This window comes from Limisphaera ngatamarikiensis, from assembly GCF_011044775.1.
In the GTDB taxonomy this organism is placed as follows: domain Bacteria; phylum Verrucomicrobiota; class Verrucomicrobiia; order Limisphaerales; family Limisphaeraceae; genus Limisphaera; species Limisphaera ngatamarikiensis.
This window is the reverse complement of record NZ_JAAKYA010000015.1, coordinates 1-24,638: the sequence shown is the minus strand read 5'-3', so window position 1 is coordinate 24,638 and position 24,638 is coordinate 1. Positions and strand designations below refer to the sequence as shown.

Here is a 24,638-nt window from a genome sequence, read left to right as displayed (position 1 = left end):
GGTTCGATTCTGCGGTTAGATATCATCCGTCATGTGCCTGGCAGTACCAGGGAAACTTTTGAGCGTGAACGGTGACGACCCGCTGGAGCGGACCGGCCGGGTCAGCTTCGGCGGCGTGGTCAAGGACGTCAGCTTGGCCTGCGTCCCCGAGGCCAAACCCGGCGATTATGTCCTGGTCCACGTCGGCATGGCCCTGAGCGTCGTGGACGAATCCGAGGCGCAACAGGTCTTCGAGTACCTGCGGCAAATGGAAGATCTGGAGGAGCTTGCCGCACCGGGCCTGGCCCCTCCCCAAAACCCCGGCTTTTCGGATGAAATTCGTGGATGAGTATCGGGACGCCGCCGGCGTCCGGCGCTTGGTCGAAGCCATCCGCAAATGTCAGACCCGGCCCTGGGTGATCATGGAGGTCTGCGGCGGGCAGACCCACGCCATCGTCCGGTTCGGACTCGACGAGTTGTTGCCCCCGGGCCTGACCCTGGTGCACGGCCCCGGTTGCCCGGTCTGCGTAACCCCCGTGGAGTTGATTGACAAGGCCGTTGCACTGGCCCGGCAGCCCGGGGTGATTTTCTGTTCCTTCGGCGACATGCTCCGCGTGCCGGGCACCAAGGAGGACCTGCTCTCGGTGAAGGCCGCCGGCGGGGACGTGCGCATGGTTTACAGCCCCCTCGATGCAGTCGCCCTGGCCCGACGCCACCCGGATCGGCATGTGGTCTTCTTTGCCGTGGGGTTTGAAACCACCGCGCCGGCCAATGCGCTGGCGGTGCTTCAGGCACACCGTCTCGGCCTGAAAAACTTTTCCCTCCTGGTTTCCCATGTCCGGGTCCCGCCCGCCATCGTGACCCTGCTGAGCTCGCCGGACAACCGCATCCAGGGATTCCTCACCGCCGGACACGTCTGCACCGTCATGGGTTACACGGAATACGAACCCCTGGCCGAACAATTCCACGTGCCCATGGTGGTCACCGGGTTCGAACCTCTCGACATCCTGCAGGGCATCTACCGCTGCGTCCGACAACTTGAGCGCGGCGAGGCGCGGGTCGAAAACGCCTACGCCCGGGCTGTCCGCCGCGAAGGCAATCGCCCTGCCCAGGCATTGATGCAGGAGGTGTTCGAGGTGGTGGACCGGCAATGGCGGGGACTGGGCCGGATCCCGGCCAGCGGTCTGGGCCTGCGCGAAAAATACGCCGCTTTCGACGCCGAACGTCGGTTCGACCTGACGGTGGACTCCCGCCCTGAAACCGGCGAGTGCATCAGCGGGTTGGTCCTTCAAGGACGCAAAAAGCCCATCGAATGCCCCGCCTTCGGCACGCGTTGCACACCGGAACATCCCCTGGGCGCCACCATGGTTTCCAGCGAGGGCGCCTGCGCCGCCTACTACCGCTACCGGCGCAACCCGGCCCGGCCTGCGCCGACAACGGGTTGAACCCGGCCCGGCCCCACAACCGCCCCAAACGCGCTTGCCTCGCACCCGCCCAAGGCCGCATACCGATCCGGCCATGAACGACATTCCGACGGGAACGAGTTGTCCCCTTCCGATCAGCCGCTACGAAAACATCCTGCTGGCGCACGGCGGCGGCGGCCGGCTCATGCACCGGTTGTTGGAAGAGATCTTTCTCCCGGCGTTTGACAACCCCGCCCTGGCCGCCCGTCACGACGGCGCGCAACTGAACCTGGGGGGCGAACAACTGGCCTTCACCACCGACGCCTACGTGGTGCGCCCCCTGTTCTTCCCCGGCGGCGACATCGGCACACTGGCCATCAACGGCACCCTCAACGACCTGGCCATGTGCGGTGCACGGCCGGTGGCACTCTCGGCCGCGTTCATCCTTGAGGAAGGTCTGCCGGTCGACACCCTCCGGCGCGTGGTGCAATCCATGCGCCAGGCGGCCGCGGCCGCGGGCGTCCCCCTCGTCACGGGCGACACCAAGGTCGTGGACCGCGGCCGGGCCGACGGTCTCTATATCACAACCACCGGCCTCGGCCGGATCCCCGCCGGCGTACGGATCGGTCCCGACCGCATCCAACCCGGTGACCATCTCCTGATCAATGGGGACGTGGGTCGACACGGCGTGGCCATCATGGCCGTGCGCGAAGGGCTCGGCTTTGAGACCTCCATCACCAGCGACTGCGCGCCGCTGGTGAATCCGGTCTTCCGGCTGATCGAAAACGGAGTGCAGGTGCGATGCCTGCGGGACCTGACCCGCGGCGGCCTGGCCAGCGCCCTGGTTGAACTGGCCGAAACCACCGGACTCGACCTGCTGGTGGACGAGTCCGCCGTTCCCGTGAGTGAGGAAGTGCAGGGCGCCTGCGAAATCCTGGGCCTGGACCCGCTGCACGTGGCCAACGAAGGCCGGTTCCTCGCAGTCGTGGCACCCGGGGATTCCGACCGCGCCCTGGAACTGCTGCGCGAGGCGGCACCCGACCTTCCCGCAGCCCGGATCGGCGAGGTGCGCGGACCCGGCCAGGGCCGGGTCACCCTCCGAAGCCGCATCGGTGCCCCCCGGATCCTCGACATGTTCAGCGGCGAACAATTGCCCCGGATTTGTTGATCCCCCGGCGGACCGCCCCCGCTCACGGGCCGATGCCACCCGGCCGGCACGCCGCCCGACCCTGCGAGTGATCCGCAACCTGCCCCCGCCAGGTCAGCCCGCCAACCCACCGGCGCCCCGCCCTACCCGCCGCCGGACAAACACGAACGACCTCGAAACCGATCGTGTCTTCCGTTCCGAACCCCGTTACACTGCAAACCGCATGATCAAGTCGGTGCGCATCGAGCGATTCAAGTCGGTTCGACACCTGGAACTGGACTGCCAGCGGATCAACCTTTTCATCGGCGAACCCAACACGGGCAAGTCCAACCTCCTCGAAGCCCTCGGTCTGTTGTCGTGGTTGGGCTGGCCTTACGACGACCTGCAGCGGTTCGTCCGCTTCCAGTTCACCCATCAGCTCTTCCATGACGGACTGACGGAGGAACCGATTTGCATCCGGTGCCGCGGCACGCCGGACGTCGAGACCCTTATCCGGTTCGAAGAGGCCGCCTATCTCGTCCAGGTGGCCGGGCAGGTCGTTTGCAGGCTCGATCCGCACGGACAGGGCAGACGGCCAGAACCCATCCCGGACCTGTCCGCGGTGCGGTTCTACCGCTACGACGCTGCGCCCCGGCCGGGCCGGGCCGAACCCGGTATCTTGATCCCACCCCACGGGCCCAACCTTTTCTCCGTGGTGTACGGTTCCAAAGCCCTGCGGGAATGGGTGGCGGAACTATTTCGGCCCTACGGATTGGCCGTCGTGTTCAAACCTCACGAACAGGCCGTGGAACTGCAAAAACTCAAAGATGGCGTGGCGATCAGTTATCCACTGGGCGTGGCCTCCGACACCCTGCGCCGCGTGTTGTTCTACAAAGTGGCCATGAGTTCCAACCAGCCGGGCGTGCTGGTGTTCGAGGAACCTGAGGCCCACGCCTTCCCGTACTACACCAAGCACCTGGGCGAGCAGATCGCAGAGGACCCACTCCACCAGTACTTCATCGCCACCCACAATCCGTATCTGCTCGCCGCCGTGATCGAAAAGGCACCCCAACAAGACGTGTCCGTGTTCGTAACAAGGTACGTGAACCACGAGACCCTGACCACGCGACTCAACGAAGGTCAGATCTCCCGGTTGCTGGAGGCCGATCCGTTCCTGGATCTCGAAAGCGTCCTGGAAACCCCGTGATGGTATACGTCGAGTGTTATGCGGACAAGCTGCTGGTTCAGGTCCTGGGAGTCCCCGGCCACCTGGTCCTCCACGCACGTTGTAAAGGCAACGTCATGAACGGGCTGCGCCGTGCTCCCTGCGGGTTGGGTATGGTGGACGAGGATCCCGGCGCGGCCCAACCTCAAGAAATGTCGAATTATTGTCTCTTGAGTCAGCTTCAATGGACCGTCCGTCTCATCCACACCACACAGCCCCAACGACACCTGATCGTCCTGAAGCCCCGGCTCGAGGACTGGCTTTACCACTGTGCCGGCGCTGCAAAACTGGATCCGTCAAGGTTTGGCCTCCCCGACACTCCTGCAAAGCTGCGGGATAAGCCGCGTTTCGATAAGTCACCAGGCTTCCACAACTTCCTGCGGGCCCTTTCCGAGGTCAGTCCGGAATTGCAGACCCTGCGCAGGTGGGTCCATGACATCCTTCACCTGAATCCGGCCTGAACCGCGGGGTCCGCTTCGTCCCCTGCCTGCCTGCGACAAACGGACCCGGTCGTTGCGCTGTCCCGGACCGAGCTATCGGTCGGCCGACCCCCGTGACGCCGGGCCGGACCGCGGAACAAACGCGGTCGCGTTCGGCTCGAGATTGCGGCGACTGTTGCTGTTGTGACCGCCCGGGGCCGTCACGGGCCGGGAGTTGCGTTGGGCCCTTTGCGAAGGGCCAGAAACCGCCACAACCGCGCCGGTTGGTCCGTGATGAGACCGTTCACACCCGCGACCAGCACCCGCTCATAATCAGGGTCTGCATTGACCGTGTAGACCCAGACTTTGAACCCCCGCTTTTGCGCCGCGCGCACGCCGGCCGCGTGGATGTGGTAATGATCCCACACCAAAACCCGAGCACCGGTAGGTTCCGCCCGGCGGGCCCGGGCATCGTCCAGGGAGGGATCGGTCTGATCCCCTCGGGAGCCGTCGGGAAGCCTCGAGGCGGGACCAAGGGCGGCCAGTGTTATCTCGGGGGCCTCCTCATGCACGAGTCGCAGGAAGTGCCAGTCGAAGGATTGCACCACCACTTCGCGGGCCACATTCAGTTCGCGCAGCAGCCGGGCCAGATCGGCTGGCTCACCGGCCTTGCGTTCGATGAGCGGGATGCAGCCCCCGGTGCGGATGAGCCGCACTGCTTCGGTCAGGGACGGCACCCGGGTGCCGGCGTACCGGGGTTGAAACCATGAACCGGCGTCCAGTGCGCACAGTTCCTCCCACGTGACGTTGCGCACAGCCTGCCTGCGGCGTCCGCGGCGCGACACCGCATCGGTCGTGCGGTCCAACGTGGCGTCGTGGATCACCACCCACACTCCATCCGCGCTCCGGTGCACGTCCAGCTCCACCAGATCCGCCCCGGCCGCCAGTGCCAGCTGAAAGGCCGGCACGGTGTTCTCGGGTGCTGCAGTCGAAAACCCCCGGTGCGCGATTACCAGGGGCCGCGCGATCTCAATCACGGCTTCCGCAGGACCGGGGGTCCGGTGTTGAGCCGGTGCAGTCATGGACGTGACGAGGGCCGGGGACCAAGGGCCCGTGACTCCCGGGCAGCCGGTGCGTCGCATGGAGCCGGCCGGGCGCACGGCCGCATGAGCTCCAGGTGGGGGCCGGGTGATGGATGGGCAGCACGGTCGGCCCGGCGCATGCCGGTCAGACGATTTCGACGGGGCATGGGGGCAGGGCCTCCAGGAACGCGCGGCCGTAACGTTTGGTGAGGATGCGGTTGTCCAGCACCACCACAATGCCGGTGTCGGTCTTGGTCCGGATCAACCGCCCGACCCCCTGCCGGAACTTCAGGATCGCTTCCGGCAGGGAAAACTCCTGAAACGCGTTGCCGCCGCGGGCCTCGATGGCCTCGATGCGCGCCTCGATCAGGGGATGGTCCGGCACCGCAAACGGCAGCCGCGTGATGATCACGTTGCTGAGGGCCTCTCCGGGCACGTCCACCCCCTGCCAGAAACTGTCGGTGCCGAACAACACCGAGTCGACGTCCTCCTTGAACCGTTCCAGCAGCACCGAACGCGGCGTGCCGGTGCCCTGTACGAGGCATTCAATGCCCAGCGCGGCCAGTTTGGGCTCCAAACGCGCGGCCAGCTCATGCATCAGCCGGGTGTTGGTGAACAGCACGAACGCCTTGCCGTGCGTCAGCCGCAGGAAATGCTCGATCCAGTGTTCGAGGGCGTCCCGGTAACCGGGTTCGCGCGGGTCGGGCATTTTGCCCACCACGTAGAGTTTCATCTGCCGGGCATAGTCGAAGGGGGTGCCCACCTGCAGTTGCACCGCCGATTCGCCACCGACGCGGCGTGCGAAATAGTCGAGGCCACCGGGGCCGGTCCCTTCCCGGCCCGGCCGGGCCTCCGCAGGGTTGGGTCGCGGACCTTCATCCGGCCGGCGCGTGGCCAGCGTGGCGCTGGTCATGATGATACTGGTGCCGCTCTCAAAGAGGCGGCTGCGCAGATAATCCGCCACCTCCACCGGGGCGGCGTTGAGCGTCAGGTTTTGCTGCGTGCGGCCGGCACGTTCCACCCAATAAACATGGTGCTCCGCGCTCTGGCTCAGGAACACCGCCACCGCCTCGCGCAGTTCGCCCAGACGACGATTGCATTCGGCCAGTTCCTCGCCAATTTCACGGTCCTCGCTGGCCTTGATCAATTCCCCGATCGCCTCCCGCAACCGTTGCAGCGGCACCGTGAGGCGGTCCGGCACAAGATCGGGTCGCCGGATCCGCAATTCGGTCCAGCCGGCGGCCCCGCCGCGTTCGCCCTCGTCCCCGTCGCCCCCGCGGCCGCTTGGCCTGCTGGTCCGTGCCAGTTCGTCGCAGGCCGCTTCCAGTTCCCGGAAAAACGCCTCGGCCGCCTCCAGCGTCTCCGCCACCCGGGCCACCGCGGCCCCCTTGCGGAGTGTGGCCAACAAGCCTTTTTGCGTCCGCGGGTTCCAGAGCCGCTGCAGCGTGTACCGCACCTGCGCGTACGAAAGGCTCAGGCCGATGTGACGGGCCGCCACGTTCTCGACCGTGTGTGCCTCGTCAAAGATCACGAAATCATTCTTGAACAGCACGCCCCCGTCCGGCGGTTCCTCGTCCCACCCCCCCAGCAACGTAAACAGCAACGTGTGGTTCAACACCAGCACGTCCGAGGAAAGGATCTTCTGCCGTGCCCGCTGGTAAAAACAAACCCCGTGTTGTTGGGCGAACTCGGACTGCGGTCCGCACAGCCGGGGCGCGCACAAACCGCGCTCCGAACACACCTGGTCCCACACCTTCGGATCCGGTTGCGGGTCCAGATCCGACAAACTGCCGTCGTCGGTCTGTTGTGCCCATTGTCGGATCCGCTCCAGTTCCGCCTGTTCGGGCGAGGTGAACAACGCGGGGGCCTGTTCCAGCGCCTTGTGCAGCCGGCGCGTGCACAGGTAATTGGCGCGTCCCTTGAGCATGCAATAGCTGAACTTGACCGGCAGGATGCGCTCCAGCAGCGGCAGATCCTTCTGGATGAGCTGTTCCTGCAGGTTGATCGTGTGCGTGGAAATGATGGCCCGTTTCCGGTGCCGGACCGCAAACAGGATGGCCGGGATCAGATAGGCCAGGCTCTTGCCCACGCCCGTACCCGCCTCCACCAACAGGCTCTCTCCACGCACCAGCGCCCGGGCCACGGCCACCGCCATGGCCTGCTGCTGGGGACGGTACTCGAAGTTCCTGGCCCTGGAGAGCAGACCGTGCGGGGAAAAGATGGCCTCGACCTGCGCCACCAGGTCGTTCGCCTCGGCCAACGGATCCACCACGGCAATCATGCGGGGTCCCTGCCTCCCGTGCGTCTGCCCGTCTCCGTCGCCGACGTGTCAGGTGCCGGACGCCGGTGCGCCGGGCGGGCCCGGTGGGGATGTCGGCGGCGCCGCGTTCGTTCCCGCCAAAGCCGCCTGCAGGGCCGCGACCTGCTTTTCCAGTTCCGACACGCGGCGCAGCAGGTCGGGCAGTTGTTGCAGGGCGATGATCTGGCGCTTGGCCTGGCGATCCGGCTGCGCCGGGATGCCCAGCCATTTCTGGCCGTCAGGGATGTCGTGCATGACCCCCGACTTGGCCGCCACGCTCACCCGATGGCCGATCTTCAGATGCCCCGCCAGCCCCACCTGCCCGGCCAGCACCACGTAATTGCCCAAACGCGTGCTGCCCGCAATCCCGGTCTGCGCCACGATCAGACAACGCTCCCCCACCGTCACGTTGTGGGCGATCTGGACCAGGTTATCAATCTTTGTCCCGCGCCCGATCACCGTGGCCCCCAGCGCGCCCCGGTCCACCGCCACGTTGGCCCCGATCTCCACGTCCTCCTCAATGATCACCGAGCCCACCTGCGGCACCTTCAAATGCACCGGCCCGTCCTGCACGTAACCGAAACCGTCACTCCCGATCACTGTCCCGGAATGAATCCGGACCCGCGCCCCCAGCTTCGTCCGCGGATACAACACCACCTGCGGAAACAGCCACACGTCCTCGGCCAGCTCACAATCCTCCCCCACGTACACCTGCGCCCACAACACCGACCGCGGCCCCACCACTGCACGCGCCCCGATCACGCACCACGGCCCCACGTGGGCCGTCGGATCCACACGCGCCCCCTCCCCCACCACCGCCGTCGGATGAATGCCCGGTTCCGGCCGGACCTCGGGGAAAAACAGCGGCAACACCCTGGCAAACGCAATCCGGGCGTTGGGAACCCGGATCAGCGTCTTGGCCGACTGCACCGGTCGATCCACAAGGATCGCCGAAGCCCGACCCTGTTCGGCCCGGGCCAGAAACACCTCGTTCTCCGCAAAGGTCAGGTCTCCGGGTTCGGCCCGGTCTGCCGGTGCAAACCGGTGGAGCAGAACCGACCCGTCCCCGATCACCTCACCCCCCAGATGCCGGGCAATCTCAGCCGCTGTGAATGGCATAGGTAACAGGCCGCAACCGGGCAGGTTGCCGGCCCGGACCTCCACTATGGAACGGCCCGCCTCCACACGCAACCGCAAGCTCCACCCCTGCCCACCGTGGCCCGGGGCCGAAGACAGGCCCCGGCCCGGTGGGGGAACCCCGGCGATCTCCACCCCCTTCAAGCCGTCGGTCTCAACCCACCAGCCGCACCCACCCGCACCGGTTCAATCGAACATCTTGCCGGGATTCAGGATCCCCTGCGGGTCCAGCACCTGGCGCAACTGTTTCAGCACCCGCATTTCCACCGGGTTCAATTGCAATGGCAGGAATGGCTTCTTCGCCAGCCCGACGCCGTGCTCGCCCGTGATCGTTCCGCCGAGCCGGATGGCTTCCTGAAAAATCTCGCGGGCGGCGGCCTCCACCCGGTGCATCTCCTCCGGATTCCGCTCATCGGTCAGGAAGGTGGGATGCAGGTTGCCGTCGCCCATGTGGCCGAACGTGCCGATCTTCAGATTGTATTTTCGGGCCACCTCCTGAACGAACCGGACCATCCGCGCCAGTTCACTGCGCGGCACGGTGGCATCTTCGAGAATGGTTGTCGGGGCCACCCGCGCCAGGGCGGAAAACGCATTGCGGCGGGCCGCCGCCAGACGCATCGCTTCGGCCTCGTCCCCGGCCACGCGCACCTCGCGCGCGCCGTTGCGCCGGGCAATGGCCTCCATCCGGGCCGCCTCCTCCTGCACCGCGGCCGGGTGCCCGTCGGTCTCCATCAAGAGCACCGCCTCGCAATCCAGCGGCAACCCCACATGAGCATATGCCTCCACACACTGCAACGTGGTCCGGTCCAGAAACTCCAGCGTGCAGGGAATGATCTGGGAGGCGATGATGTCCGACACCGTCTGGGCCGCCGCCTCCATCTGATCGTACAGCGCCAGCAGGGTTTTCTTGGCCGCCGGCCTGGGGATCAACCGCAGCAGCACCTTGGTAATCACGCCGAGCGTGCCCTCGGACCCGATGAACAGGTCCTTCAACGAATAGCCCGCCACGTCTTTGACGCATTTGTTGCCCGTGAAAAACACCTCGCCATCGGCCAGCACCACTTCCAGGCCCATCACGTAATTGCGGGTGATGCCGTATTTGAGCCCGCGCAGGCCGCCCGAGTTTTCCGCGACGTTCCCGCCGATGGTGGAGATTTTCATCGAACCGGGGTCCGGCGGGTAGAACAGTCCGGCCGCAGCCGCCGCCTCGGCGATGGCCTGGGTGGTGGCCCCGGCCTCCGCCAGCAGGGTCAGATTGGCGCGGTCCAGTTCGAGAATCCGGTCCATCCGCGCCAGGCACAGCACGATGCAATCCGGTACCGGCACGCTCCCGCCGCTCAGGCCCGTGCCCGAGCCGCGCGTCACCACCGGCGTGCGCGTCCGCTGCGCCAGTTTCAGAATCGCAGACACCTGGGCCGTCTCGCGCGGGAACACCACACACCCCGGCATCTGCTGCAAAGCCGCCGTGCCGTCGAACGAGTACGGAATCAAATCCTCCGGCGCCGTCAGCAAATGATCCGGCCCCACGATTTCCCTCAGCCCGGCCAAGACAGGATCAGGCAAGCCCATACGCAGCCGGCAGCATCGGTAAAAACGCCCGCCACGGCAAGTTAGTGTTGAACCAGGGCCCCTCCGGACAAGAGTTCCTCATACACGGCCAACGTGCTCCGGCACATGGCCTCCAGCGTGTACGGTGGTCCCACCGGTCGCGGCTCCGGCGGACTCTCCAAAAACCGACTCACCACCGCCGCCGCAGCGTCCACGTCCCCCGGCCGCACGGCGCCCTCGGGCAGGAACACCCGTAACTGTTCGCCCACACCGCCGTGATCGTATCCCACCACGGGCCGCCCCAGGGCCAATGCCTCCAACGATGTCCGACCAAACGACTCCGGCTGGCGCGACAACGAACACACCACATCCGAAACGGCCAGGATCTCCCGGACATCGCTCCGATGCCCCAAAAACCACACCCGCGACTTCAACCCCAGCCGCTCCACCTCCCGCAACAACTCGCCCCGATACCGCTCCTTGCCCCGCGCCACGCCACCCACCACCACGCCCGCCACGCCCGGCCACCGATCCCGCAACCGCACCAGTACCTGCAAAAAATCCTCGTGCCCTTTCAGCCGGGTCAACCGACCCACCAGCGTCACCAGCCGGCGCCCGTTCAGTTGCGGATGTTCGCGCCGCCAACGTTCCCACCAGGTCGCATCCGGACGAAACCCCCGTGGAAACTCCTGCGGATCCACGCCACGCGGAATCACGCGGATGCGATCCGGTTCGGTCCCCGGATAATGCCGCAAAATGTAGGCGCGGATGCTGTCCGACACGGCAATCACCCGCTCGCCCCGCATCATGATCGCCGAATAGGCGTTCACGGAATAAAACCCGTGCACCGTGGTGACGAGCCGCGGGCGCCCGGCCGGATCCAATCCGCGCCAGGCCAGCCAGGCCAGCCAGGCGGGCCAGCGCGATCGCAGATGCAGAATGTCGGGCCGCTCCCGACGCAACCAGCGGCGCAACGGCCGGATCCAGAGCAGGCCCAGAGGCCCCTTCCGATGCACCGGCATCGCCACGTGACGCACCCCGGCCGCCACCAACACCGGGACCAACCGGCCGCCGTGCGAGATCACCACCGCCTCGTGCCCCTCCCGCACCAGAAACCGGCCCACCTCCAGCGTGCCCCGTTCCACGCCGCCCTCGTTCAACTCGGGAACGACCTGCAACACCTTCATGGCGCGTGTCCCGGGAAAAACCGTTCCAGGATCAGCGCGGCGCAACGGGCCGTCTCGTGCAGTCGCCGCGGCGGCGGCAGACGGCGCCCCTGCAATCGCCACGCCGGAAACAAGGTCGCGTACCGGCCCTCCACCAAGGTTTCCAGGGCGCGCACCGGCCCGCCGCCGGCATCCCGCACGGGCATGGGAAACAACCCCACCCGCGCACCGGCCGTCACCGCCTCAAAGGCCATCGAGACGCTGTCGCTGGTCACCCATACCTCCTCGGCCACCAACAGTTGTTCCAACAACTGCCGGCTCGAGGTGCGTTCCCGCGGCAAGGGTGTCACCGGCACACCCGCACGCACCACCGCGGTCAGGAATCCCGCCGGAGTCCGATGCGAATCGGCCGCCGCCCAATGCAACTCCGGTCGGGCCGCAACCACCTCGTGCAACCACGGGATCAACGTGTCCCCGGCCCACTCGTGGCTGCGGGAGGGGCCGCCCAACAGAATCAACCCGCGCGGTTCCTTGGGGGGGAGTTCTTCGGGAATGCGGCTCAGGGCCCCCCAGGTGGGAACGACCCGGGGACCGGCGCGGCCGCCTTCCAGGTCATGGCGTGGCACCAGGCAAAGGTCGAAGAGGAACGTGGGCCAGGTGGGTTTCATGATGACCACCGAGCGCGCACCAAAACGGCGCGCCGCCAACCACAAGGCCAGGTGGGTCTTGTGACCGGCCCCGAGGATCAGGTCCGGCGCCGGGCCGCCGTGGCGCACGGCCGCCCACCACCGCAAAGGCGGCCCGCCAACGTCGGGTAGCCGTTGACAGTCCACCGAGGCACCCGTGCGCCGCGCCAGAGCCTCCGCCAACCCCAAACTCTGGTTCTCATGCCCCGGACGCCCGTCGGATAGCACCCGGATCCGGTGCAGCCGCCGCCCCACCGGTCCGGCGCTGGCAGCCACGAACGATTGCATCGGGCCCCCGTCTCCGGCCGCAGCCGGTTCCCCCCGCGGTTACCGACCGTAAGCCAGCCGCTCCGCCAGCCGCTCGGGCAGGCCGGCGGCGCGGATCTTTTTCTGCGCCGTGGCAATGTCGTAGTCCAACCGCCGCAGCTCCACCGTGCCCTCGTCCACGTCGTACACCACGTAGGCGGCCTTCGGATTGCCGTCCCGCGGCTGCCCCACGGCGCCCACGTTGATGAAGTACTTCTTGCCCGGCTCGATCTTGAACTTCGAATAGGTGCCGCCGCGCACCACGCTGTCCCGCACAAAGGCCACCGGCACGTGCGTGTGCCCGAAAAAGCATACCGGCGTGTTTTGGTAGGGGAAACTGGCCGCCGCAGCCAGCTTGTCAAACACGTACCCCCAACGCTGCGGCGCATCCAGCGTGGCGTGGACAATCGTGAAATTGGTCACCATGCGGACATACCGCAGGTCCCGCAACCACTGCCGATCCTCCTCGCTCAGTTGCTGGCGGGTCCACATCACCGCCTCGGCCGCCAGGGGATTAAAACCCTCGGCATCCTCCTCAATCGAGCAGTACTCGTCGTGGTTGCCTTTCACGCACGGCATTCCCATGGACCGGATGATGTCCAGGCATTCCTTAGGATTGGCGCCGTAGCCCACCACGTCCCCGATGCACGCGTAATGCGTGCACCCCTGTTTCCGGGCATCCTCAAGCACTGCCTGCAGCGCCTCGAGGTTGCCGTGAATGTCCGCCAGGATCGCAAACTTCATCGCTATGACCTGTCTAACCTACAATTCGAAACCCTTGCATGCCACCCACTGCTTCGGACCAACTGACCTCCTCGCCCCGGATAAACCCGCCCATGGAACTCCGGATGGCCTCCCGAAACGCTTCCAGCTCCTCACGTGTCCCTTCCGCAATCAACTCAACGCGCCCGTCCGGCAGGTTCCGCACCGTCCCGGTGACGTCAAACCCTCGCGCCACCTGACTGGTGGTGTATCGGAAGCCCACACCCTGCACGTGGCCCGAATACAAAACCGTCATTCGGAATCGGCCGGTTTCTGCCATGGCATCCCGAATTCGCAACCCGCCGGCCCGTCGGTTGCTCCAACGCTCAACCCTGCCCGGGCCGAAATCTCCCGCAGCATGAAGCCACAACCACCCCGCGCGCGCAATGCTTTTCCCGGGCACCCGGCCACCCAGGCCCGAACCGCCCCCTGCAACACCTGCGGGCTGCAAAGCCCCAAATCCCGCAGAACGCGGCGCCACTTTCCCCGAGCGGCAGCACGGCGCATACCGGCTCCGAGCCTGTCCCCGTCCCGACGCTCCACCCTTCGTCGCCGCCCGGTTCTGGAAAACCGGGTGCGGACGGCCGGGATCCCACGCGACCTCTGATGGTTGTGCGCCCGCCCGGGAATTTTTCAGCCCCCGGGCAAACCGCCACGCGCGGCAGGGCACGGCGGACGACCTCAGGTTGGGCGGCCTTCCAGAGATCCGGACCCGGACCATGGCCCTCCACCGCCCCCCGCGAGGCCGGTTCGTGCCCTTTGCACCCGCACCGCAAGGGCTATAGAACCGGTCGAGCACCCCGCAAGGGTCCAAACCTGCACCCCTGCAATCTTCCGGCCGGCCGGATCCAATCCGGCAAGGCCGGCTCTGTGCAGCTCCCCGGGCGGCACGGGCTTGAACCGCCAATGTACACCGCCGCTGCGGATTGCCCTCGGAGTCGCAAGCACCTCTACGACCGTCTCTCCCGGGGCAGCCGGACCGCCGGTCTCGGGGATGGATAGATCCGGGCCGTGCGCGCCGGCAGGCGTGGCCGGGCGCAAACTCCACCCGACACGCGGGAGCGGTCGGGCCGACTTTTGCGCTGTGATTTCGGCCGGGTTTGGCCTTTAATGCGCAGCGGCATGGCATGGTGGAATGATTTGGAACCGTTGAAGCAGGAGGCCCTGGCCGCGTTTGCGGCCGCGGGTGATCTGACGGCGCTGGATCAGGCCAGGGCGGCCTGGCTGGGCTCGCACGGTCGGTTCACGGCCCTGATGAAGCACCTCGGCAGCCTGCCGAAGGAGGAACGACCCGCCGCCGGCAAGGCCATGAACGCGGTCAAGGCGGAGTTGGAGGCGGCCCTGGCGGCGCGACGTCGGGAACTGGAACTGGAGGCGGCCCGGCCCAAGGTGCCGTATGACTTCACGTTGCCGGGCCGGCGACGTCGGGTGGGTCGGTTGCATCCGTTGACCCAGGTCATCGAGGACATTGTGCGAAGTTTCCGGCGGCTGGGGTTTGCGGTGGCAGACGGGCCGGAGCTGGAAGATGAGTACCACTGCTTCGATGCACTCAACACGCCGGCGGATCATCCGGCGCGGGACACGCAGGATACGTTTTACCTGCCGGACCCGGCCGGGCCGCGGGGCCGATGGCTGCTGCGCACGCACACCTCCAGCGTTCAGATCCGCGTGATGGAAAGCCAACCGCCGCCGGTGCGGATCATTGTGCCGGGCCGGGTGTACCGGCGGGACAATGCCGACGCGACGCACAATCCCACCTTCCACCAGATCGAGGGCTTGTACGTGGACCGCGGGGTGACCGTGGGGGATCTGAAGGGCACGGTGGAGCATGTGTTTCGCGAGTTGATGGGGCGGGACGTGCGGATCCGGTTTCGACCCCACTACTTCAGCTACACGGAGCCGAGCTACGAAATTGATTTCAGCAACGCGCTGACGCGGAAGATGGGACGCGAATGGCTCGAGATCGCCGGATGCGGGATGGTGAACCCGGTGGTGTTTGAGACGGTGGGCTACGATCCGGAGGTGTGGACCGGCTGGGCGTTCGGGTTCGGAATCGAACGGATCGCCATGTTGCGGTACGGGATCCCGGACATCCGGCTGTTTTACGAGAACGACCTGCGGTTCCTGCATCAGTTCTGAACTCTGCGGTCGCGCCGGGTCAAGCTGCCCGGCGGCCGGTCGGCAGGCTTCCGTGGTTGGGGTCGACGCACTCGAAAGGTGGAGGGGTTGCATGCACGGCAGGGGCACGACCAGGTATTCCGGACCGGACGGTCCGTGGGCATGTCTTTGCCTTTGGATCGGTTGGATGGCGGTCGGTTGCGGACCGGCAACGGTGCAGGCGCAGGTGGATCCCGAATCGCGGGACCTGATCCAGTTTGGTTACAACCAGGCGTTTCAAGGGCATTCGCCCTTTTCGGGCTATGCGTTCTACTACCGCAATCAACCGGGCTTTGCCGCGTCCAACCTGACCCTCCGGTTGGCGGTGGCGCCGGTGTATCTGGACAGTGAACTGGTGGTGCGCGAAGCGCTGGGTCGGGAGACCCACCTCGCGTTCGGGGTGGCGGGCGGCGGCTTCGGTGAGAGTTACAACGAAATCCGGCGCGGCCGCTACATCCCGGCCGAATCGTTTGTGGGACACGGGGGGTCGGCCTCGGTCGCTCTTTACCACCGCCTCGACCCCGGCTGGCGGGTGCCGCTGCAGGCGGTGCTCCGGTTCTCAGGGTTCTACGCGGATTACGACGAGGAAGACGACACCGCGCCCGGGTTTGCATTGCCCCCGGACCACTTCGGATGGCGGATGCGGACGGGCTTGCGGTGGGGCGGAAGCGAACCGGTCCTGTTCCCCCGGGCCGCTCTGGAACTGTCGCTCTGGTACGAGCTCGAACGCCGGACCCGCGCCGGAGCCTACGGGTTCGGCGGAGACCGGATGCTGGAGTGGTGGAATCATCGTGGGTGGTTGCGCCTGCTGCTGGCACATACGCATGAGGAGTTGGGGGTGCACTGGTCCGCCGGGCTGACGGCGGCCTGGAGCGCGCAGACGGACCGGCTGGGCGCGTATCGGCTGGGGGCGGTGCTGCCGTTTGCGTCGGAGTTTGCCGTGGCCTTGCCGGGCTACTATTTCCAGGAACTGTCTGCGGAGGGTTTCGTGCTGGGCCACGCGTCGCTGTCGTGGCCGCTGGACCCTGCGGGCCAATGGTTCGCTACGGTCTCCGGTTCGGCAGCGTGGGTGGATGACCTGCCCGGGGTGCCGCTGGCGGGTCGGTGGCACGAAGGGGTGAGCGTGGGCGTAAGCTACCGCAGTGCCGCCTGGCAGGCGATGCTGGCTTACGGCTACGGGGTGCGCGCGCTGCGTTCGGACGGGTACGGCGCGCACAGCGTGGCTCTGTTGGTCCAGGTGGATCTGCAGAAGAGCCGGGCCGCGTTGATCGGTCCGGAAAACCCGTTCCGATCGCGCGCCTTTTTCCGGCTCTGGCGTGGGAACTGAGCCGGGCGAGCCGGTCGTTTCGGTCCACGGGATCCCCCAAACGGGGGAATTGCCCCCGTGTGCGTTTTGTGCGATGGGAGATCTGTCATGTCTGCCAGGTTGGGTTTACGCACAGGGAGGTCGTTGGCCCGGTGGGGATGGGGTTGGCTGGTGGGTTTGCTGCCGGCCCTGCAACTGGTGGCGCAGGATCTGGTGCTCGAGGGCGGGGTGCCCACCTATGCCGGCCTGACCAACGTGTTTGTGGTGGTCACCGGCCGTTGCGAACTGCGGTTGACGGGTGCACCCCAACCGTTGCCCGGCAGCACCGTGAGCCTCGATTCGCCGGATGCTTACCTGGTGTTCACCTCGATTCGCCCGTCGGTGGTGGCCACCACGCTGCTGAGCCGGGTGCAGATCGCCCGGGCGGCAGCCGTTGTGGGCGGTAATTGCCGGGTCGTACCCTACGGGGACGGCACGGTGATTGTCCCGCACGGAACTTCATTCCGCCCGTTGACGCTGTACTCCGGACCGCATTTCACGGGCGCGTCCACGTCGCTGACGTCCTACGTCTATTTCCGGGGAGCCGGGCTGGGATCGTGGTTGGGGGCGGTGCAATCGTTCCGGTTGAAACGCGGTTACGCGGTGACCCTGGCGGAACGCGAGGACGGCACCGGCTTCAGCCGCAACTACGTGGCCGCCGACGGCGACGTGGAAATGGGGTTGCTTCCGCCCGAGCTCAGCGATCGGGTCCGCTTCGTGTATGTGATCCCCTGGAGATGGACGTCCAAAAAGGGAATCGCCGGGGACATTGAATCGGGGCTGAACGTGGGCTGGAAATACAACTGGAACCTGAACCGGAACTCGACGGCGGACCTGGAGTATGTGCCGATCAAGCAGAACCGGTGGTGGCCGGGATTGAACCAGGACTGGCGCGCCCGCGGCTCGGTGCATCTGCTGGGGTTCAACGAGCCCGACCGACCGGACCAGGCCAACCTGAGCGTGGCCGATGCGCTGGCCGCGTGGCCGGAACTGCTGGCCACGGGTCTCCGGGTGGGTTCGCCTGCCCCTTCGGATGGAGGCCGCAACAGCTGGCTGTATCCGTTCCTCCAGCAGGCGGATGCAGCCGGGCTGCGCGTGGACTTCGTCGCAGTCCACTATTACTGGTGCTACAACCCGGCCGACCCCGCGGGAGCCGCCAACCAATTCTACAACTTCCTCAAGGCCACCTACGACCAGGTGAAACGGCCGATCTGGATCACCGAATGGAACAACGGCGCCAACTGGACGAGTTGTGCCGACCCCACCTTTGCCCAGCAACAGGCCTGCATCGCCGCCATGATCCAAATGTTGGAAGACACGCCCTGGGTGGAACGGTACGCCCTCTACAATTGGGTGGAGGACGTCCGGCGTGTGAAATGGGACGACGGCAGCCTCACACCGGCCGGAGTCACCTACCGCGACCAACCCTCCCGCATCGGATATCTGCAAACCGGGTTTGATCCCGGCACGCGCGGCATCGCCCAGTTCTCCATGGACGGTCATGTGCGGGATGAATCCGGCCACGGCAACCACGGCGTGACCACCGGCAGCCCGGTCTTCACCAACGGCGTGCGCGGACGGGCGCTGGTCTTCGACGGGGTGCAAACCCGCGTCAGCCTCCCGCCGGGCATTGCACGGTCCAGCGGCTTCAGCTTCGCTGCCTGGGTGTACTGGCGCGGCGGTGCCAACTGGCAGCGGATCTTCGACTTCGGCAACAGCACCACGCAGTACATGTTCCTGACACCCCGCAGCAGCGCCGGCACCCTGCGCTTCGGCCTGCGCAACGGCGACACGACACAATTCGTCGAAACCTCCGCCCTGCCCGTCAACCGGTGGACGCATGTGGCCGTCACTCTCAGCGCCACCAGCGCCCAGCTCTACGTCAACGGGGTCCGGGTCGCCACCGCCACCACCTCCATCACGCCGGCCCAGTTCCAGCCGCGGTACAACTTCCTGGGCCGGAGCCAATGGCCGGCCGACCCGCACTTCTCCGGCATCCTGGATGAGGTGTTGATCACCGACTACGTCATGACCGCCGACCAGATCGCACGCCTCCTGACCAATCAACCGCCGCAGTTCACCAACCAGGTCTTCGACCTCGGAACCGCCGTGGGGGGCCAACCCTTCTCCGCCACGCTGGCCGGAACCGCTTGGGACCCGGATCCCGGCGACACCCTGGTGGGCTTCCGCAAAACCGCCGGCCCGGACTGGGTCCAGGTCGCCCTGAACGGCCAGATCACGGGCACCCCGCCGAGCGATGCCGCAGGCCCCCAGTACGTGACCGTCCGCGTCACAGATGCCGCCGGACTCAATGCGTTCGCCGTGGGGATCATCCAGGTCCGCCCCACCCAGGCCAGCGGCCGTTGGGTGGCTGATTCGGACGGCCTGTGGAGCGACCCCTCGCGGTGGGAGGGCGGCCGGATCGCGGCCGGTCCGGGCCAGACCGCCGATTTCTCCACCCTCAACATCACCGCCCCGCGCACGGTGTGGCTCGATACCCCTCAAATCATCGGCACCTTGCGGTTCGGCGACCTCAGCGGTGCCCAGGGCTGGACCCTGGCGGGCACGAACGATGCCACTCTCACCCTGGACTCGGGCACCAGTGAATCGCCTCGACTCTATGTCACCAACTTCGTCACCCTGGCCGTCCCGCTGGCCGGTACCAACGGCTGGGCCAGGATCGGCCCCGGAACCCTCATTCTGGCCGGTGACAACCGCTGCACCGGCACGGCCTACCTCGACACCGGCAGCACAACAGCGTCCGACGGCATCGTTCGGGCCGCCCATCCGGGGGCGCTGACCACGCTGCAACGTCTGACCCTGCGGAACAACAACAGCGGTAGTTCCATGCTTGAATTGGACGGTGCCCAGGGATCCATCGTGGTGCCCGGATCCATGCTGATCCATTGCCGGAACCATTCGGGTGCCGCCGTCCGAAATGTCTCCGGCACCAACCTTCTGAGCGGTCCGATCTACCTCGAGGTCGGCGGCAACCGGGTGGTGTTCGAATCCGGGGCCGGCCTGCTGCGCGTGCTGGGTCCGATCCAATACATCGGCAGCCTGACCGGTGGCCGGGACGTGGTGTTTTCCGGTTCGGGAGATCACTGGGTCACCGGCTCGATCCGTGCCGCCACCAACGGCGCGCCCATCGGCCTGATCAAGATCGGTACCGGCACACTCACGCTGGGCGGCACGCACTCCTACACCAACACCACCCAGGTCCTGGGCGGTACACTGTGGGTCACGGGCACCCTGGGGTCGGGCCCGGTCACCGTGGGTGCCGGCGCGGTCCTGGGCGGGACCGGCACGATTCCGGGCCCCGTGCGCATTCAATCCGGGGGTACTTGCGCCCCGGGTGTGGATGGGGCGGGTCGACTGACCGTGCGGGACGTGGATTTCCAACCCGGCAGCGTTCTGAGGATCGGGCTCGATCCCCTGCAAGCCACGCAGGCCGTGCTGCGTGTCCTCGGCAGTGTCACGGGCACGGCCGCCCTGACGATAACGAACCTGTCCGGACAGCCCGGTGCATTCCAGCCGGGGCAGGTCTTCACCTGGCTTGAAGCGGTCAACCCCTCGGTGCAGTGGTCCGCGATCAGCCTGCCGCCCCTGCCCCCGGGGCTGGGCTGGAACACGAATCTGCTGTCGCAAGGGGGCCTGGAGGTGGTGCGGGTCCCGGTCGGCGAACGTCCCCGACTGAACTTTGGGTGGGAACCGTCGGCCGGGCAGGGGCGGCTGACCTGGCCCGACCCGTATCGGGGATGGTTGCTGGAGACCAACGCGACCGATGTGACCGATCCGGCGGGTTGGTTTGTCGTGCCCGGGTCGGCTTTCACCAATGCCTGGCCCTGGCCGGCCGGGCCCGGTCCGGTGTTCTATCGGTTGCGCGCCCCTTGAGCCCGGAATGCCCGGTGCCAGCCTACGAGGCTTGACCGGGCGGCGGTACTTCGCCCAGCAGAACCCGCAGGAGGGCCGGCCCTTCCGAATAGTCCGCAATCACCACCTGCGCCCCCGCCGCTCGCAGCGCACGGACCCTGGCCTCGTCCAACCGGCCGCGACCGGGATTCGTCTCGTCCACGGCCACGCCCACCGCCAGCCCGCCCACGGCGCAGGTGTCGCCAATCTCCACCACGCCATCGCCAAAGGCCAGCAACTGCCGGCCCCTGAGGTCGTGCCGGCGCAGGATCTCTTCAATCACTGCAGCTTTCGTGAAGGACTCGTCCCGGGCCCCAAACAACGGCCGTGCAAAAAATTCCTCCAACCCCAGCAACCGAACCTCCTCCTCCACGGCGGCGGCGTCGGTACCGCTGGCCAGGTACAGAACCAGCCCCCGCTCCCGCAGGTGCCGCAGAAACGCGCGGGCACCCGGCACCAGCCATCTCTCCGGCGGCACGGTCCCGCGCCGCACCGCCTCCTTCCGCGGTTCCACCGCGCCGGTCAACCGGCGCAGGAACTCCCGCTTGTACGACTCCGGTTCGTCCGGTCGCCCGCCGCGCTCGCGAATTCGTTCCGTCAACCGGATCATCTGGTGCAACGTTTGCCGGCCGTTGAGGCTGAGGATGTCCTGCAGCGCCAGTTGCCGCCGGGCCTCGTAACTTTCCCCCGGCAGGGCCGGTAACGACCCGGCGTAAAGATCCGCCATGACTTCGGCCCAGCCCGAACGTAACAGGGAGAGCGTTCCGTCCAGGTCGAACAACACCACCCGAATCTCCGGCCGCGGCTCGAATGCCGGAGCAAATTCGATGGACCCGCTCAATGACAGAGAATGGTGCATGAGGACGCGGTCCGTGGCCCGTGCGGTGGGTTCATCCCGTCTTGCGGCCGGCGGGTCCCGGAGGCGCGGAATCGTGCAGCGTGGGCTGCCGGGGTGCCGCGGGCTGGATCTGCGCGGGATCGGGCCCCGGCAACGGCACGGGGGCGCGCAATTTCTTGTACAGCCACGCCTCCAGGGGTCGGAGCGGCCGCAACCACCGGTAAAACGGCGAATAGATCAACCGGATCCGGATCACGGACAACAACATCGTCAGCGAGGTGCGGAACAGGCGCACTTTGGAGCCGATCTGGTCCGTCCACTCGGTCGGTACCTCGAGGATGCGGTAGCCGGCCCGTTTCAGGCAGTAGAGCAGGTTGATGTCGAAGGCCATGTCGGCAATGGTGAGATGGGCGTGGATTCTCTCGATCGCCTCCCGCCGCATGACCTTGGCGCCGCACTGGGTGTCCCGGATGTTCATGCGGAACAACAACTGGACGATGGCGTGAAACACCCGGCTGGCAAAGCGGCGGGGGCTGCTCTGGGGAATGTGCAGCACGGCCCCCGGCAACCAGCGCGAGCCGATCACGCAGTCAGCCTCCCCGAGCCGTCGAACCAGCGCGTGAAACGCCTCCGGCGGCGTGGCACCGTCAGCGTCCACGTAACCGATCGCCTCCGCCTGCCCCGCCAGTTTCAGCCCTTCGATGAGGGCGCCACCCTTGCCGATCGGATCGGGAAACTCCAGCCACCGGATGCAGGGATGATCCCGCGCCACCCGCTCGACCACGCCGCGCGTGTTGTCGCGGCAGCCGTTCAACACCACAACGATCTGAAACGGGCCGGTGTAATGGCGGCTGAAATACTCGGCGTACCGGCGCAGCACCGGTTCGATGCGCCGCTCCTCATTGTACGCGGGAATCAGGAGCAACAGGCTCGGCTCGGCCACGCCCATGGACTAGCACAGGCCGGGCGGAGATGAAAGGCTGCGCCTGCGCGAATCCAGTGCCGCCACCGCCGCGGCGGGTGGTGCCCCGCGCAATCCGGCCTCCGGTCCGGCCCACCACACCGCCCATTCAAAACGGTCGCGCTGCAGGCACCAGGCGATGTCGTCCCGCAGTCCCGCCCGCGCGGCCAGACGACGGGCATTGGCCGAGTACCGGAGAGCGGCCGACAAATCCCCGGCAGCCCGGCACCACGCCAGCCAGGCCGCCGCGGCCGCGTCCGTCCATGCGGCCTCCGTGTCCATACCCCGCCACAGATCCAAAAAAGCCCCCGCCGCCAGCACATCTTCCAGGGCCGTCTCCGGGCCCGTACCGGCACAAACCAGCGTGACCCGGCGGGGTTCAAGCCGCCGCACGACCTGCACGGTGGCGCCCAGGTTCAGAAACGAGCCGGCCAGCACGGCTTGCGCCGCCTCACACGCCTGCAGCGCGCGGCTCCCGTTGGTGGTGGTGAAAACAATGAGACGGTCCCGGACCCGTTCGGGCGTGAACTCGCGCGGAGAGTTCCCAAAATCGAACGGCACACCGCCGGTCTGATCCGGACCGGGCCGCAAACCACCCCGTTCACCGGCCAGCAAACATTCCGGATCGCGCCGGCGCCATGCCACGGCCTCTTCCAACGTGCCCACCGGAATCATTCCGCGGGCCCCGTGCGCCAGGGCGGTAACGACCGTGCTGGTGGCCCGCAGCACATCAAAGACCACGCAGATCGTGTCCGCACCCGCGGCCCGACCGGGCACGGCCCATTCCGCCGGGCTCAGGAGGGCATGGATGACTGCGGGCATGCCGGCGACGGGGCTGCGCCCCCGGACCGAAAGGATCGGTGGCGGGACTGCCGTTCAACCAATGAAGGCCGCATGCACGGCCCGCATGGCCTGCTCGGCCCTGGCCAGGTCAATCACCACCGAGATCTTGATCTCGCTGGTGGAGATCATGTCGATGTTGATCCCCTCGCGGGCCAGGACCTCGAACATTTTACCGGCCACGCCGGTGTGACTCTTCATGCCAACGCCCACGATGGAGAGTTTGCCAATGTTCTCGTTGGCCAGCACCTCGCGGAACCCCAGCTCGGGCTGGAGTGCTTCAATGACCTTGCGGGCCTTGAGCAGGTCCGCCTTGTCCACGGTGAACGAAAGGTCCGTGGTGGGCGGACCGTCGCCGTGGCTGATGTTCTGGACGATCATGTCCACGTTGATGGCGGCATCGCCCAGGGCCTTGAAGATGCGCGCGGCCACACCGGGCCGGTCCGGCACACCCACCAGCGTGACCTTGGCCTGGTTCTTGTCCAGCGACACGCCGCGCACCACGATCCCTTCCATGCTTTTGGTTTCCTCTTTCACGATGGTTCCCGGGTTGTCGTTCAGGCTGGAACGAACTTCAAAAACCACGCCGAATTTCTTGGCGAATTCCACCGAGCGACTTTGCATCACCTTGGCGCCCAGACTGGCCAGCTCCAGCATCTCATCGTAGGAGATCTCCTCCAGCTTGCGCGCCGTCGGCACAATGCGCGGATCGGCCGTGTAAACGCCGTCCACGTCGGTGTAAATCTGGCAAAGATCCGCCTTCAGCGCCGCCGCCATGGCGATGGCGGTCAGGTCGGATCCACCCCGGCCCAGCGTGGTGATTTCGCCCTCGGGGGTCTCGCCCTGGAAACCGGCCACAATGACCACCGCGCCGGATTGCAACAGTTCGCGCACGGCCTTGGGCGTGATGTTGCGGATCCGGGCCTTGGTGTGGACGCCGTCGGTCACAATGCCCGCCTGGGCCCCGGTCAGCGAGACCGCCGGCACACCCAGCGCGTGCAACGCCATGGCCGTCAGGGCAATGGTCTGTTGCTCGCCGGTCGCCAGCAGCACGTCCAGCTCCCGTTCGTTGGGCAGCGGCGTGATTTCCTTGGCCAGTTTGATCAGCCCGTCGGTCACGCCGCTCATGGCCGAAACTACCACCACCAACTGGTCGCCCCGCCGATGATATTCGGCCACCCGACGCGCCACGTTTTTGATGCGCTCGGTATTGGCGACCGAGGTCCCCCCGTACTTTTGCACGATCAAAGCCATAGATCCCTGCATCCGGCGCCCGGCAATCCGCGGATTTTGACCGGCACGGCCGGTTGCCGAACCTCCACCCTACGCAAGCCCGAGGCCGTTGAAAAGCCCGGACACGGTCGCCACCGGCGTCCCCCCAAACCTTAGCCATCGCCTGAGGTATTGCACCGGCGGGTGAAGATTTTTTGGGTTCGGCGTTGAATAT

General features: G+C 66.7%; 20 protein-coding genes. 8 read left to right on the top strand and 12 right to left on the bottom strand.

Going from position 1 to position 24,638, the window contains the following annotated elements:
• Positions 1-31 precede the first annotated feature (31 nt).
• The 5 genes from G4L39_RS03145 (at position 32) to G4L39_RS03125 (ending at position 4,194) form a co-directional block, all read left to right on the top strand.
• Positions 32-328: a HypC/HybG/HupF family hydrogenase formation chaperone gene (locus tag G4L39_RS03145; protein ID WP_165105848.1), complete on the top strand. Its 297-nt coding sequence runs from the start codon at positions 32-34 to the stop codon at positions 326-328.
• Entirely contained in the window at positions 312-1,424 is a 1,113-nt protein-coding gene (gene hypD, locus G4L39_RS03140; RefSeq protein WP_165105847.1) for a hydrogenase formation protein HypD, read from the top strand. The genes G4L39_RS03145 and hypD overlap by 17 nt, the downstream gene beginning before the upstream one ends.
• A gap of 73 nt (positions 1,425-1,497) precedes the next feature.
• The gene (gene hypE / locus G4L39_RS03135; protein WP_165105846.1) at positions 1,498-2,550 is read left to right on the top strand and encodes a hydrogenase expression/formation protein HypE; all 1,053 of its coding nucleotides are present in this window, start codon (positions 1,498-1,500) and stop codon (positions 2,548-2,550) included.
• 202 nt (positions 2,551-2,752) lie between these two features.
• Positions 2,753-3,715, top strand: coding sequence for an AAA family ATPase (locus G4L39_RS03130; protein ID WP_165105844.1), 963 nt, complete (start codon positions 2,753-2,755; stop codon positions 3,713-3,715).
• Positions 3,715-4,194: a hypothetical protein gene (locus G4L39_RS03125; RefSeq protein ID WP_165105842.1), complete on the top strand. Its 480-nt coding sequence runs from the start codon at positions 3,715-3,717 to the stop codon at positions 4,192-4,194. The genes G4L39_RS03130 and G4L39_RS03125 overlap by 1 nt, the downstream gene beginning before the upstream one ends.
• Positions 4,195-4,373: 179 nt before the next feature.
• Here G4L39_RS03125 and G4L39_RS03120 read toward each other — a convergent pair whose 3' ends face one another.
• The 8 genes from G4L39_RS03120 to G4L39_RS03085 form a co-directional block, all read right to left on the bottom strand.
• A complete protein-coding gene (locus G4L39_RS03120) occupies positions 4,374-5,189 on the bottom strand; it encodes a glycerophosphodiester phosphodiesterase family protein (protein ID WP_165105841.1) in 816 nt (271 codons plus the stop codon).
• A gap of 190 nt (positions 5,190-5,379) precedes the next feature.
• On the bottom strand, positions 5,380-7,515 hold the full coding sequence (locus G4L39_RS03115; RefSeq protein ID WP_165105839.1) for an ATP-dependent DNA helicase: 2,136 nt from the start codon (positions 7,513-7,515) through the stop codon (positions 5,380-5,382).
• Positions 7,516-7,563: 48 nt separating this feature from the next.
• Positions 7,564-8,652 (bottom strand): UDP-3-O-(3-hydroxymyristoyl)glucosamine N-acyltransferase, encoded by a 1,089-nt coding sequence (lpxD, locus tag G4L39_RS03110; protein ID WP_165105837.1) that lies wholly within the window; start codon positions 8,650-8,652, stop codon positions 7,564-7,566.
• Between the two features lie 204 nt (positions 8,653-8,856).
• On the bottom strand, positions 8,857-10,239 hold the full coding sequence (locus tag G4L39_RS03105; protein WP_165105825.1) for an FAD-linked oxidase C-terminal domain-containing protein: 1,383 nt from the start codon (positions 10,237-10,239) through the stop codon (positions 8,857-8,859).
• A 41-nt stretch (positions 10,240-10,280) separates the two neighbouring features.
• Entirely contained in the window at positions 10,281-11,405 is a 1,125-nt protein-coding gene (locus G4L39_RS03100) for a glycosyltransferase family 4 protein (protein WP_165105823.1), read from the bottom strand.
• Entirely contained in the window at positions 11,402-12,358 is a 957-nt protein-coding gene (locus G4L39_RS03095) for an ELM1/GtrOC1 family putative glycosyltransferase (RefSeq protein WP_165105822.1), read from the bottom strand. Before G4L39_RS03095 ends, G4L39_RS03100 begins: the two co-directional genes overlap by 4 nt.
• Positions 12,359-12,397: 39 nt before the next feature.
• Positions 12,398-13,120, bottom strand: coding sequence for a metallophosphoesterase family protein (locus G4L39_RS03090; protein WP_165105820.1), 723 nt, complete (start codon positions 13,118-13,120; stop codon positions 12,398-12,400).
• Positions 13,121-13,133: 13 nt separating this feature from the next.
• A complete protein-coding gene (locus G4L39_RS03085) occupies positions 13,134-13,418 on the bottom strand; it encodes an acylphosphatase (RefSeq protein WP_240893759.1) in 285 nt (94 codons plus the stop codon).
• A gap of 842 nt (positions 13,419-14,260) precedes the next feature.
• On the opposite strand from G4L39_RS03085, the gene pheS reads away from it, so the two are divergent.
• The 3 genes from pheS to G4L39_RS03070 all read left to right on the top strand — a co-directional run bounded on the left by pheS (position 14,261) and on the right by G4L39_RS03070 (position 20,534).
• Entirely contained in the window at positions 14,261-15,277 is a 1,017-nt protein-coding gene (gene pheS, locus G4L39_RS03080) for a phenylalanine--tRNA ligase subunit alpha (RefSeq protein ID WP_165105818.1), read from the top strand.
• A gap of 166 nt (positions 15,278-15,443) precedes the next feature.
• Positions 15,444-16,622 (top strand): hypothetical protein, encoded by a 1,179-nt coding sequence (locus G4L39_RS03075; protein WP_165105817.1) that lies wholly within the window; start codon positions 15,444-15,446, stop codon positions 16,620-16,622.
• Between the two features lie 87 nt (positions 16,623-16,709).
• Positions 16,710-20,534, top strand: a complete 3,825-nt coding sequence (locus G4L39_RS03070) for a glycosyl hydrolase (protein ID WP_165105815.1) — start codon at positions 16,710-16,712, stop codon at positions 20,532-20,534.
• Between the two features lie 22 nt (positions 20,535-20,556).
• Here the strand turns inward: G4L39_RS03070 and G4L39_RS03065 are convergent, their stop codons facing one another.
• Genes G4L39_RS03065 through G4L39_RS03050 form a run of 4 tightly spaced genes read right to left on the bottom strand, consistent with a single transcriptional unit; the run spans position 20,557 to position 24,445 of the window.
• Positions 20,557-21,393 carry an HAD family hydrolase gene (locus G4L39_RS03065; RefSeq protein ID WP_205880745.1) on the bottom strand — a complete coding sequence of 279 codons (837 nt, stop codon included), beginning with the start codon at positions 21,391-21,393 and terminating at the stop codon, positions 20,557-20,559.
• Positions 21,394-21,442: 49 nt separating this feature from the next.
• A complete protein-coding gene (locus G4L39_RS03060; protein WP_165105812.1) occupies positions 21,443-22,333 on the bottom strand; it encodes a glycosyltransferase in 891 nt (296 codons plus the stop codon).
• Positions 22,334-22,342: 9 nt separating this feature from the next.
• Positions 22,343-23,173, bottom strand: a complete 831-nt coding sequence (locus G4L39_RS03055) for a 2-phosphosulfolactate phosphatase (RefSeq protein WP_165105811.1) — start codon at positions 23,171-23,173, stop codon at positions 22,343-22,345.
• A 54-nt stretch (positions 23,174-23,227) separates the two neighbouring features.
• Positions 23,228-24,445 carry an aspartate kinase gene (locus G4L39_RS03050; protein WP_165105810.1) on the bottom strand — a complete coding sequence of 406 codons (1,218 nt, stop codon included), beginning with the start codon at positions 24,443-24,445 and terminating at the stop codon, positions 23,228-23,230.
• Between the last annotated feature and the right edge of the window lie 193 nt (positions 24,446-24,638).

What these genes read in the sequence shown, in the direction of transcription:
- G4L39_RS03145 (WP_165105848.1), top strand. Translation starts at nt 32, where the DNA reads ATGTGCCTGGCAGTACCAGGGAAACTTTTGAGCGTGAACGGTGACGAC.
- hypD (WP_165105847.1), top strand. Translation starts at nt 312, where the DNA reads ATGAAATTCGTGGATGAGTATCGGGACGCCGCCGGCGTCCGGCGCTTG.
- hypE (WP_165105846.1), top strand. Translation starts at nt 1,498, where the DNA reads ATGAACGACATTCCGACGGGAACGAGTTGTCCCCTTCCGATCAGCCGC.
- G4L39_RS03130 (WP_165105844.1), top strand. Translation starts at nt 2,753, where the DNA reads ATGATCAAGTCGGTGCGCATCGAGCGATTCAAGTCGGTTCGACACCTG.
- G4L39_RS03125 (WP_165105842.1), top strand. Translation starts at nt 3,715, where the DNA reads ATGGTATACGTCGAGTGTTATGCGGACAAGCTGCTGGTTCAGGTCCTG.
- G4L39_RS03115 (WP_165105839.1), bottom strand. Translation starts at nt 7,515, where the DNA reads ATGATTGCCGTGGTGGATCCGTTGGCCGAGGCGAACGACCTGGTGGCG.
- lpxD (WP_165105837.1), bottom strand. Translation starts at nt 8,652, where the DNA reads ATGCCATTCACAGCGGCTGAGATTGCCCGGCATCTGGGGGGTGAGGTG.
- G4L39_RS03105 (WP_165105825.1), bottom strand. Translation starts at nt 10,239, where the DNA reads ATGGGCTTGCCTGATCCTGTCTTGGCCGGGCTGAGGGAAATCGTGGGG.
- G4L39_RS03100 (WP_165105823.1), bottom strand. Translation starts at nt 11,405, where the DNA reads ATGAAGGTGTTGCAGGTCGTTCCCGAGTTGAACGAGGGCGGCGTGGAA.
- G4L39_RS03095 (WP_165105822.1), bottom strand. Translation starts at nt 12,358, where the DNA reads ATGCAATCGTTCGTGGCTGCCAGCGCCGGACCGGTGGGGCGGCGGCTG.
- G4L39_RS03090 (WP_165105820.1), bottom strand. Translation starts at nt 13,120, where the DNA reads ATGAAGTTTGCGATCCTGGCGGACATTCACGGCAACCTCGAGGCGCTG.
- G4L39_RS03085 (WP_240893759.1), bottom strand. Translation starts at nt 13,418, where the DNA reads ATGGCAGAAACCGGCCGATTCCGAATGACGGTTTTGTATTCGGGCCAC.
- pheS (WP_165105818.1), top strand. Translation starts at nt 14,261, where the DNA reads ATGGCATGGTGGAATGATTTGGAACCGTTGAAGCAGGAGGCCCTGGCC.
- G4L39_RS03075 (WP_165105817.1), top strand. Translation starts at nt 15,444, where the DNA reads ATGGCGGTCGGTTGCGGACCGGCAACGGTGCAGGCGCAGGTGGATCCC.
- G4L39_RS03070 (WP_165105815.1), top strand. Translation starts at nt 16,710, where the DNA reads ATGTCTGCCAGGTTGGGTTTACGCACAGGGAGGTCGTTGGCCCGGTGG.
- G4L39_RS03055 (WP_165105811.1), bottom strand. Translation starts at nt 23,173, where the DNA reads ATGCCCGCAGTCATCCATGCCCTCCTGAGCCCGGCGGAATGGGCCGTG.
- G4L39_RS03050 (WP_165105810.1), bottom strand. Translation starts at nt 24,445, where the DNA reads ATGGCTTTGATCGTGCAAAAGTACGGGGGGACCTCGGTCGCCAATACC.